Origin of the sequence: Shewanella sp. MF08487, assembly GCF_050848685.1 — a bacterium.
Lineage (GTDB): Bacteria > Pseudomonadota > Gammaproteobacteria > Enterobacterales > Shewanellaceae > Shewanella > Shewanella glacialipiscicola.
Window position 1 is genome coordinate 66,851 of sequence record NZ_JBOZPB010000017.1, and the last position, 11,207, is coordinate 78,057.

At 45.6% G+C, this 11,207-nt stretch carries 7 protein-coding genes and 1 pseudogene; 4 read left to right on the forward strand and 4 right to left on the reverse strand.

Annotation, left to right across the window (positions count from 1 at the left end; translation table 11 throughout):
* Positions 1-40: 40 nt before the first annotated feature.
* The 4 genes from ACRN9H_RS12710 to purT form a co-directional block, all read right to left on the reverse strand.
* Positions 41-2,317 carry a tetratricopeptide repeat protein gene (locus ACRN9H_RS12710; RefSeq protein ID WP_432314156.1) on the reverse strand — a complete coding sequence of 759 codons (2,277 nt, stop codon included), beginning with the start codon at positions 2,315-2,317 and terminating at the stop codon, positions 41-43.
* Complete coding sequence (locus tag ACRN9H_RS12715; RefSeq protein ID WP_432314158.1) at positions 2,307-3,764, reverse strand: DUF3142 domain-containing protein; 1,458 nt, start codon at positions 3,762-3,764, stop codon at positions 2,307-2,309. The genes ACRN9H_RS12710 and ACRN9H_RS12715 overlap by 11 nt, the downstream gene beginning before the upstream one ends.
* A 138-nt stretch (positions 3,765-3,902) precedes the next feature.
* Positions 3,903-5,627 (reverse strand): pseudouridine synthase, encoded by a 1,725-nt coding sequence (locus tag ACRN9H_RS12720; RefSeq protein ID WP_432314160.1) that lies wholly within the window; start codon positions 5,625-5,627, stop codon positions 3,903-3,905.
* A 304-nt stretch (positions 5,628-5,931) separates the two neighbouring features.
* The gene (purT, locus tag ACRN9H_RS12725; protein WP_432314162.1) at positions 5,932-7,107 is read right to left on the reverse strand and encodes a formate-dependent phosphoribosylglycinamide formyltransferase; all 1,176 of its coding nucleotides are present in this window, start codon (positions 7,105-7,107) and stop codon (positions 5,932-5,934) included.
* A gap of 269 nt (positions 7,108-7,376) precedes the next feature.
* On the opposite strand from purT, the gene ACRN9H_RS12730 reads away from it, so the two are divergent.
* The 4 genes and pseudogenes from ACRN9H_RS12730 (at position 7,377) to ACRN9H_RS12745 (ending at position 11,182) form a co-directional block, all read left to right on the forward strand.
* Positions 7,377-7,757: a DUF3302 domain-containing protein gene (locus ACRN9H_RS12730; protein WP_220773259.1), complete on the forward strand. Its 381-nt coding sequence runs from the start codon at positions 7,377-7,379 to the stop codon at positions 7,755-7,757.
* Between the two features lies 1 nt (position 7,758).
* Positions 7,759-8,904, forward strand: coding sequence for an HlyD family secretion protein (locus ACRN9H_RS12735; protein WP_263189323.1), 1,146 nt, complete (start codon positions 7,759-7,761; stop codon positions 8,902-8,904).
* A gap of 90 nt (positions 8,905-8,994) precedes the next feature.
* Positions 8,995-9,415 (forward strand): annotated as a pseudogene (locus ACRN9H_RS12740) (AAA family ATPase); the annotation flags it as partial.
* 360 nt (positions 9,416-9,775) lie between these two features.
* The gene (locus ACRN9H_RS12745; RefSeq protein WP_432314164.1) at positions 9,776-11,182 is read left to right on the forward strand and encodes a DUF1254 domain-containing protein; all 1,407 of its coding nucleotides are present in this window, start codon (positions 9,776-9,778) and stop codon (positions 11,180-11,182) included.
* Positions 11,183-11,207: the final 25 nt, after the last annotated feature.

Below are 11,207 nucleotides of genomic sequence, written 5' to 3' on the forward strand. Positions count from 1 at the left end.
ATAGTGACGCTTAAAGAGAGAGGACGTTAATAGATGTTGATTATTGAGTCTTTCTTCTACGTATCCACCAAACACCCATTAATCCTGCGATGGCTAATAAGCCCAAGACGATGGGCTTTTTCAGCTTATGGTACAGGGCGTTCCATTGTGCCATGTCATTGGCCCGTGCGCGTTTTGCTGCGCTATCAAAATCGGGTGCTTCACACTGCAAACCAAAGTTTTCGGCCCAAGGGACAAATGCGCCATTAGTGACGTATTTTTTATAGTAACGCAGGGCAAGCTCCTGATCTCGATACAATACCCAACCGGTCGCCTGGCAGAGTAACGCTGCGTAGGCTTGGCTATTCTGCGGCACAAAGTCGGCCGCTTTGTTGGCAAGCTCTGCCGCTGTGTAGCGATAATGGAAGCGTTTATCTGGGATGGCTTGGCTGGCGTTTACCCGTGATTGTTCTTTTTCACTCAGTTTACTCGGCTCATTCCAATCGCTTAAATCAAATACACCTTGGTAGATAGCGTAATCGGGTGCTAATTCAAACCCTAAGATTTCCATGCCTTGATGGCGAGCAAGCCCAGCAGCCGCCCAATAGGCCTTGGCACTATCAATACCTTTTTCATTTTTTGCTAAGGTTAGCTGATTACCATAGTCGAGGGCGCTGGCATTAAGATTAGGGTTAGGGAAGTAAGCAGGCGCTTCTTTTATCGCCCCTTCACGTAATAGTCTGCGGCCGAGTAAGTAGCGTAAGCGGTTGTTTATTGGATCGATATTATCATACCAATCGCTATCTTTTGGGTATTCAAAGGCGATAAGCGGCACATGTTCATCGACAAACAATTTAAGTTCAGCTGTGGTCAGTACGCGCTCCGCCACATAGGCGATATCTTGCCAATACTCATCACCACTTTCGAGTAAGTGATTTAACGCATCTAGGTATTCACCGCGCTCTAGGGATAATACGCCTTGCTCAGCGCGAATACGGCAGTAGGTGGCGATATCTTTATCAGCATTAATAGCTTGCTGCTGGGTTTCTTTGGCATCAACAGTCGCTAAGACTTTGGGTTGCTTGGGAAAGTGGCGCGCGGCCTCAGCATAGGCATTAGCCGCCTCAACTGAGTCACCCTTTTGTAGCATTAATTTTGCAGTGAGCCACCATGTTAAGCCGCTGGGTTTAGCTAAGGCTAATAGGCGCTCTGCACTAGCATAATCCCCTAGCTGATAATAAATAGCGGCTAATTTATCGCCATGACTAAGTTGTAAGCCATCGGCTGGAAAGATTTTCAGGATTTCTGCGACCTTTAAGCCCATTTCAGAAAGCTGGCCATCGTAGGCAAATTCATTCGTACTACTTTGCCAATAGGCAATCAATAACTGCTGCACGCTCGCCTGTTGCAGTAGCGGCTTAAGTTCAGCAATCTCCTTACCCATCAAAGTGCGGCTTAGCATCAACAATGAATCATAACCGCTACTATCGCCCTGTACCGATTGGGTTGCATAAAGCTCAATCACTTTATCCAATACCGCAGGATTAAGAGTGATGGGCAGTTTAGCGTCAGCTGTGCCACTTTGTTCTGTGGTTTGGGCTAAGGGCTGGCCTTGGTGCAGCAAAATATACGCTTGCTCACCTAAGCTCGCCAAACTTAAGCGTAGTGGATCGGCGCTGCCTTGGATGACCTCAGTTTGTAGCTGTGTTAAATAAGCATTAGCACGATTTAAATGTTCAGGATCCGCAGAGGTTTTACTTAAAATAAGCTCAATTCGTGAGAGTGAATACAGCGCCCACAAACTGCGAGAGGCGCGTTCACTCTCTGGTAGTTGTATAACTTTATTAAAGTAATTAGCGGCTCTTTCATAATCTTTGGCCTCAAATGCGACGGCCCCTAAGGTGTACCATATTAGAGCTTGGGGCAATTCTTGATCTAGCCTAGCCGCCATTTGCTCAGCCTCAATCGGGCCTGTCGCATCGCGTAGAGTGTTGACTAAAGCTAAATGAGCTTCACTTAATTCGCTACTTTCAAAGGCGCGGGTTTGTGACAGATAACGACTATGGGCTTCATCCCAGAGATATTCCTGCGCAGCTGGCGCACCTTGATACTGCCAAGGCAAAGGTTTTGCGAGGGTGGTGAGCTGCTGGCTAAAGGATGTTTGCGGCAAGTAGCTGAGATTACTCTGTCTGTCTTGAGTCAATTGCAACGGAAAATCGGGGCCGCATGCCAACAGCATTGGTGAGAATAAGCTTAAACAGATGAGCGTGGTTTGTTTAAGCTTAAAAGCCCGATGAGATGTTGCTATTGTGGTTGATAATGTTGGCTTATGGCGCATAAATCCCCTGTAAATATAATGACTCACAACGTGCCCAGCCTATCACTTTTTGGCCGTTTGGGTTGAGCATGTATTTTTGAGTCTCTCTGTTTGGTTGCAGTACTGACATCATGTTAGTACGTGGAGCTTCAATTGAGGTTAATGCGGCGGTCGTTTCAGCTTGCGATTGCCACGTTAACAGCCCATCTTTCTGTATTACGCGATAGCCATTTTGCGCATCATACGCGCTACAAGCGTGTCCCGCTAGCGACAAAATAGTGGGCGGTTCACCCGCAATATTACCGCGATTAATTAAGCTCAGTTGGAATAATTTCGACTGAGGCATTGTGTGGCTTTTTACCGTATTTTCAGCGGTTAATTGCGCTTGGTTGGTGACGTTGTTATCGCTTGATATCACCAGCTCAATTTTGGCTGCGAGTTCCCCGTGCTGCGCAACAGCAATTAAGGTGTTGAGCGGCCACACTCTTTTATCCCCTTCTAGCGGTAGCCGAAACCAGATAATACCTTTAAGTTTGCTGTCCTTTGGGTTTTGTAGTTTGTGTATAAAGGTTTGTAATATCTTGGGATCAGCCATTAATTCTTCTACGGCGTTAGCGGATTGGCGTTGATGGCGCAGCGGCGTTTCACTCTCAACTTGATAGCCTGAAGCTGTGCTGATAACCGCAGAGCCATAGGCGGGCAGTGCAATAAGATAAGGCACTGTGCTGATGCGTGACAGTTGCTCTACCCATTGCCAACCTTTCACAGCATCAAATAGGCCGTGGCGTGGGTCGCTTACGCTGTGAATTTGCAGTACGAGTTCATCGATAGTGGCCAGTAACGTAGGTAATTCAGCGCTATTGAGCCAAGCGGGGAGTGCGGTAATACTGAGTTTTAGCTGGGTGGGTAAATGTGCTTTAAGCTTTTTAAGAAACTCTCGATAAGCAGGCAGTTTACTGCTGGCGCTATCGTGATCGATTTCCACTCCAACAATGTGGGTGCCTTTAGCTTGCCAGTTTGCCAGAACTTGGTTGATTTTATGAATCACTTCTTCATCATTTAAATGAGTGAATTGACCATCTAAACGCACCACGAGGATTTTGGGCCTTGGGTCGGCCTGCAACCAAACATGATTAACCGCCACCTCAAACCAAATATCGGCGCCATTAGGCTTTGGGTGTGCTTGCAGTGCCAGAATGCGTAATCCCTGAAAGGCGTTTTGGCTTTGCACTAAGGCGGTTTGGTTCGCTGGGCGCCATTGGCGCTGCCAAATATAAACTTCTTGCGAGAATGGCTGATCAGAAGTTATAGGTGCTAAAGCCGTTTTTACTGCATGAGGAGCATTCGGGTTTGACTTAAGCTCACTTTGATCTGCAGCGGGTTGGCAGGCACTCAGCCATAATGAGGCGATGAATAAAGTGAATAATCGCCACTGATTTCGCCTCATGTTGTTAATCAGATTGCCCATGTTACTGCTATCGTCTCTGCGTTTAATGAAATATGACTATGCCTGAAAAATACCGCTTATACATCGCGAAAAAGTAAAAATTTCTGATACTTAGCCTTAAATATTAATCTTAAAAACACTTATTTTTGACATGAGCGCTTAAAACTCGGCATCAACTTGAAAGCGTATTGATTCACGAGTTACAGGATGTTGGAGTATCAATAAATCGGCATGTAAATGCAGGCGATTAGCGCGAGTCCCGTAGAGGTCATCACCTAAAATCGGCGTATTTAACCCCTCTAAATGAGCACAATGCACTCTGAGTTGGTGGGTTCGACCTGTTTTAGGCGACAAATATACTCGGGTTTGATTGGCCGATTCATCGATTTGACTCATTTGCCAATAGGTTTGCGCCGCTTTACCAAACTCATGGCACACCAGTTGCCTTGGTCTATCGTCTAAATCCCCCCGCAGGGGTAAAGATATTTCGCCATTTGGCGGTTTGCTAACCATTACCGCAGGAATACCCGCTAAAAGAGCCACGTAGCGTTTAGTTACCGTGCGCTGGATAAATTGTTTTTGCAGTTGTTTATGGGCATCTTTTGTTAGTGCGATCACCATTAACCCCGAGGTCGACATATCGAGTCGATGAACGATAAGTGGGCCCGTGGCATTAGGAAAGGTTTGTTGCATGCGTGAATACACTGATTCTGTAATGTCTTTGCCCGGCACGGATAAAAACTCGGCGGGTTTATTCACAATCGCCATGACATCGTCTTGATAGACAATAGCTAAGGTTTTGCCTAGTGCAGGATTAGCAAGTAGCGGATTGTCATCAACGCTGAGCCCTTCGAGCATATGCCCTAAAATTGGATGGCATTTACGTCGGCAGGCGGGATAAAACTGTTTATGTTGGCGGATTTCTGATTTTGGCGGTGCGCCCCACCAAAACTCGGCAATCGCCAGCGGTTTGAGATTGTGTTTAAAGGCGTAATGTAACAATTTTGGTGCGGCGCATTCACCCGAACCCGCAGGTGGCGTTAGTTCTACTGTGCCTTTAAAGATGCTGTAAAGGCTCTTTTCTACGCCCTGAATATTCAAAAAACGATACTGTTCAAACAGCTTTTGCTGCAGCGCCGCAGAGAGTTGTTTACGTTGCAGTCTTAATGCATCGCGATCATCGGTAAGTAGACTTAACTCTTGGCTGATGGCATTAATTCGCTCATCCCAATAGTGTTTAATATCTCTTAGCTGATTTTTTTCATTAATGCTTTCTTGGTTAAGCTTGGCTTCGATTACTACATTTTCACGTAAGGTCTCATCAGTCGGCTTGATCGCCAATTGGACTGCGAGTTGATTGCGCTGCGCCTTGCGTGATTGGCGGCTGTCGATCATCAATTGTCTGTGGACGGCAAGTTTGGTTGCTGCTTGCGCTTGCTCAACATTAAGATTGGTTGATAGACGGGGAATATCGGGATGATTTTCTAGCGCGAAGAGTTGGGCATTAAGCTGATTGATTTGCAGATTTTCAGCGTGAAAAAAATTATCCTTTGCTAGCATATCAAACACAGGTGGGACGAAGTGTGGCCAATGGTTTTGCTCGGCTAATTTGCCCGAAAATGCTGATAAATAACCCACTTCACCCTGCGGGTTTTGCACCAGTAATACGCCAAACATTTTGCCAATGGCGCCAGTTAACTCACCCATTAGGCCAAAATTATGCTGCCAATTATTTTGAGTCTCAAGATGCTGTTGTAATTCGTTTGCGGCGATAACGCACAGTGGATGCGGCTCGTAATAGAAAGGAAACGTAAAACGCTGCGGCAGCGCATAGGCATCAATGGCTTGGGTGAAAGGGGTAAAGCATGAGGGCTGAAGAGGCATATTGAGTTCTACTTTCTACTACTGTTGGTTGCTGCTGTGGTGTTTTATAAGTCACACGCTTGACATAAAGAGTCTTAAATAAAAGCTTAAAATAAAAAAGTCAGGCACAGCGCTTATGGTGCAAGGCGTGGAAACACCGGCCATAGAATAAGGCAGCTAGTTTACTCTGTGCATTCTGCGTGGTCACTTTTTATTGAAGGTGGTTGATTATTCTGGTTCTGTATGAAAAAAACTGGAAATGCGCGGATGCTCATCTCCCGTTTTTTAGTGTGTGCTTGAGCTTAATGTTAAGCGGCTAACACAGTTAAAAAATGACTTTTATCTTGCTAGCGCTATCAAGTGCCTTACTTATTGCGCTGTCGATATCGATATCACGTGCAAGCGCGACACCTAAGCGGCGGCGGCCATCAATGTCGGGTTTGGCGAATAATCTGAGTTGAGTGTTGACCGCTTCTAATGCAGCGGCAATACCTTGATAGCGAATATTACTTGAGGTGCCTTCAGCCAAAATCACCGCTGAGGCACTTGGCCCATGCTGGTGGATATTGGGTATGGGCAGGCCAAGAATCGCCCTTACATGCAGGGCAAACTCGGATAAATCTTGGCTAATGAGTGTGACTAAGCCGGTATCGTGCGGCCGAGGTGAGACTTCTGAAAAATACACGTCATTGCCTTTGATAAACAGCTCTACGCCAAATAATCCATAACCGCCAAGATTTTCAACGACTTTACTGGCAATCGCTTGCGACTTTGCTAACACTTCAGCGGACATGGCTTGTGGCTGCCATGACTCACGGTAATCACCATCTTCTTGCCTGTGGCCAATGGGCGCACAAAAGTGTATGCCATTGACTGCGCTTATGGTTAACAGTGTGATTTCATAATCGAAGGCTATAAAGCCTTCTACGATAATGCGACCACCGCCAGCGCGGCCCCCTTCTTGGGCGTATTGCCACGCTTTATGGCTTTGGGCGACATCACGAATAACGCTCTGGCCTTTGCCCGATGAGCTCATGACCGGCTTAACCACACACGGCAGACCAATTTTACTTATAGCTTGATTAAATTCGGTTTCAGTATCACAGAAAAAGTAAGGTGAGGTGGGTAACCCTAAGGTTTCGGCGGCGAGGCGACGAATACCTTCTCTGTCCATCGTTAGCTTCGTTGCCCGGGCTGTCGGGATGATATTCACGCCTTGCGCTTCCATTTCCACTAAGGTTTGGGTGGCAATGGCTTCAATCTCGGGGATAACTAAATGCGGTTTTTCTAACTCAATAACAGCCCGCAGCGCGCTTGCATCGAGCATATTGATCACATGGGAGCGATGCGCGACTTGCATGGCGGGGGCGTTGGCGTAACGGTCAACGCCAATCACTTCTACGCCTAAGCGTTGCAGCTCAATGGCTACCTCTTTACCCAGTTCACCGCAGCCGAGCAACATGGCGCGTCGTGCGCCCTCAGTGTAGGGAGTGCCTATCATGTGTGGATACCTTTTTAACAATTGTAGGGATTGCGTCATGGCGCGCAACTTAATCTTGAGTTTAACGCGAACGGTAGTTGGGATCATGATGTAAATAAGCAAGTGTGCAGCGGATCACTGGGTTTAGTGTGAACTCAGTCAATTTTATTATTCATAACATTGTTGTTGGTTCTGCTGGTTAATATTGTTTAGCAAATGTTAATTACTGGGTTAGCATATCTAATAGGGATTATTTTAAAAGTGAATATGACGAACATGGGAGTTTTATAATGTTTTTAGATTACTTTGCGTTAGGGGTGTTGTTGTTTGTGGTAGTGGTTATTTTTTATGGGGTGATTGCGATCCATGATATTCCGTACGAAATTGCAAAAAAACGTAATCATCCACAGCAAGATGCTTTGCATATTGCGGGATGGGTGAGCTTGTTTACTTTGCATGCTATTTGGCCATTTTTATGGATATGGGCGACCTTGTACCGAGAAGACCGTGGTTGGGGTTTTAGTACTGTAGCGAAGCGAGAGCTGAGCTTAGAAGAAGATGTAAACACGCTACGCCAGACAGTAACTAATCTACAAGCAAGACTAGATCAATTAGAACAGGCGAAAACAAATGTTGTAGAGCCTGTTATTACAAATAAAGTCGAGGTGTAACATGGATTTATTACTCATACTGACCTACGCCGCTATTTGTATTGTTATTTTTAAAGTTTTTAAAATCCCGCTGACAAAATGGACTGTACCCACCGCAGTTTTGGGGGGAGTAGTGATCATTAGTGCATTGATATTAGTGATGAACTACAACCATCCTTATTCGAGCTTTGCGCGGGAGTATTTTGTCTCTATTCCCATCACACCCGCGGTAAAAGGGTTAGTGATTAGTGTTGAAGTACAGCCTAATACTCAGGTTAAACAAGGAGATGTACTTTTCCGTATTGATCCTATTCCCTTTGAAGCCGTGGTTAAGCGTAAACGTGCCGCTTTAATCGCCGCTGAGCTAGAAGTGCCACAGCTCGCTGCAGCATGGGAATCGGCTAAAGCCAATGTTGAGCGGGTTAATGCCGATAAAGAACGCAATAAATCTGCATACGAACGCTATGAAAATGGTCATCGTAAAGGTGGGGCTAACTCTCCATTTACTGCGCTGGAATTGGATAACAAACGTCAGCTTTACCTCGCTTCTGAAGCACAGTTAATGGTAGCTAAATCAGATGAGTTACGAGTTAGGCTAGCCTATGAGTCTAATATTGACGGCGTTAATACTAAAGTCGCGGGCTTACAGGGTGATTTAGATGGTGCTATCTATGACTTAGAACAAACCGTGGTTCGTGCGCCAGCCGATGGTGTGGTGACGCAAATGGCGCTACGTCCAGGTGCGATGGCGGTGCCTATCCCATTACGCCCAGTGATGAGTTTTATCCCTAATGAGCAACGTTATTTTGCGGGTGCTTTTTGGCAAAATTCTCTACTACGCCTAAAGGAAGGTGATGAGGCTGAGGTGATTCTTGATGCTGCTCCCGGGCAAGTGTTTACTGGCCGTGTCGCTAAAGTACTGCCAGCCATGTCAGAGGGTGAAGTTCAAATGGGCGGAGTGCTACAGTCCTCGGATCGTATGTTTCAAACCGGTCGAGTTATCGTCTTAATTGAGATTGATGACGATGTCATTCGTAAAGGTTTCCCCGCGGGAGTGTCAGGGCAAGTGGCTATTTATACTGAGCATTTTCACCACGTGTCTGTTATGCGTAAGGTGTTGCTCAGGATGCAAGGTTGGTTGAATTACTTGTTTTTTGATGGACATTAACCCTTAGACGGTTAAATCTCATTTGTTGAGCATGCTATAAAGTCCAGTTCGCTGGACTTTTTTTTGACACATTTTTGGTTAATAAAAAAGGAACTGGCCGACATTATGTCACCTTGCATGCTTTGGTTAGATGAAATTGAAAAAGGCTTAAACAACAGTAGCTGTGATGAAGGTGCATCAACTCGCATACTCGGCATCTTACTGACTTAAATGATTGAGCGTAAATCAGAGGTTTTTGTGGTGGTAACCGCCAATGATATTCAAGCCTTGCCGCCAGAGCTAATACAAAAGGGTGGGATGGATGAAATTTTCTTTATCGATTTATCCGGCGGGGGGACACGCAAAGCAATCTTCTTGATCCGTTATTGCCACCATGTATACCGCAAAAAGTATTGATAGCAGTGTCGATCAAGCTTTATCACTTGAGGAGCTCAGCAAAACTCGGCTTTTATCCGTGGCCATGAGCGAAAAAATCAATGCACTCAAGCAATGGACTCAAGCAATGGACTAAAGGCAATGGGCTAAAGGCCGTACAGTGAATGCCCATGAGTAGGTTTTCAATCTATAACATAGAGATAAATGTTGATAACTTTACAAAAACACAACATTATCCTCTGCTACGCAGGATTTATTCTCAGTCCTTAACCTTCTACCACTATATTGATGTTAATTATTATTACCACAACGCTAAAAATATCAGGCGACCTAATAGGCTTTATGTATTAGAAAATATGTAACTTAGCATCCGTGTGTAAATTTCCGTTGTTTTGCATCAGCATGCCGCACAAGTTTTGAACTGTTCAAATATCTACATTTATGTGATGTGAACGGCCTATCAGCAACGTAATTCAATGAAAAGGAGAGCACAATAATGAGAATTCCCATGGTAAAGTTTTTCCTATGCCTGTTGTTTATATCTATCTCATCGGGGGGGGATGTTCAAGCGGCTATCTCGCCTGAGCAAGCGCGTGAGATCGCTAAAGAAGCATATATTTATGGTAATCCTATGGTTGACAACTATCGGATTCAGTATGCGTATTTTGTCGATACACAGAGTCCTGAATACAAAACTTCTTGGAATCAGATATTCAATATGGCGCGGGTGTTCACATCGGATGACAAAGCGATCCAGACCGCCAATTCTGATACGCCTTATTCTTTCGTCGGGATGGATCTGCGAACTGAGCCATTAATTCTCACTCTGCCGCCTATCGAGAAGAATCGATACTTCTCGTTGCAGTTTATCGATTGGTACACGCACAATTTCGCGTACGCCGGAAGCAGAACAACCGGCAATGATGGATCTGTACTTCTCGTGGCCGGTCCGGACTGGCAGGGTGAGACTCCCAAAGGAGTCGCTAAGATGATGCGTTCTGAAACGCAGTTTGTCTTTCTTGCATACCGCACTCAGTTGTTTAACCCCGCAGATATTGACAATGTGAAGGCTGTGCAGGCAGGCTACAAGGTGCAGACACTCTCGGCTTATATGGGTAAACCCACCCCTAAAGCTGCATCCAAGATTAATTGGATGCCTCCGCTATCCGCTGTTGAGCAAAAGACTTCATTGGAGTTTTTCAATATTCTGAACTTCGTTCTGGAGTTTACGCCTACAGTTCCTTCGGAGAAGGCACTCATGGCACGTTTCGCAAAGATTGGCGTTGGTGGAGGTAAACGAATTAATTTTGAGTCACTGTCACCTGAAATGAAGCAGGCATTTGCGGACGGTATCGTCGATGGCTGGAAAGCTCTGGATAATTTGGAAAAGACTGACATTGCCTCCGGCAAGGTGACTACCGCAGACCTCTTCGGTACACGAGAAGTACTCAAAAATAATTATCTCTACCGCTTTGCTGGTGCGGTGCTTGGTATTTACGGCAACTCTAAGGATGACGCGATCTATCCACTCTACAGAGAGGATGCTGATGGTCAGCCCTTGGATGCATCAAAACATGACTACACTTTGCGCTTCGAGCCTGGACAATACCCTCCAGTGAATGCGTTTTGGTCAGTGACTATGTACAACCTACCTGAGAGCTTGATGGTTGCAAATCCTATTAATCGTTATTTAATCAACTCGCCAATGCTCCCTGAACTCAAAAAGGATGCTGACGGTGGCTTGACTATTTATGTTCAGAAGGACTCCCCAGGTAAGGATAAAGAGGCTAACTGGCTACCGGCACCCGATGGACCGTTCTGGATCCCTATGCGAATTTATTGGCCAAAAATTGAGGCGCTCGACGGTACATGGAAAGCTCCTCCGCTGAATAAGGTTCAATAGTTAAGTGGAGTGATGATCGCGACTA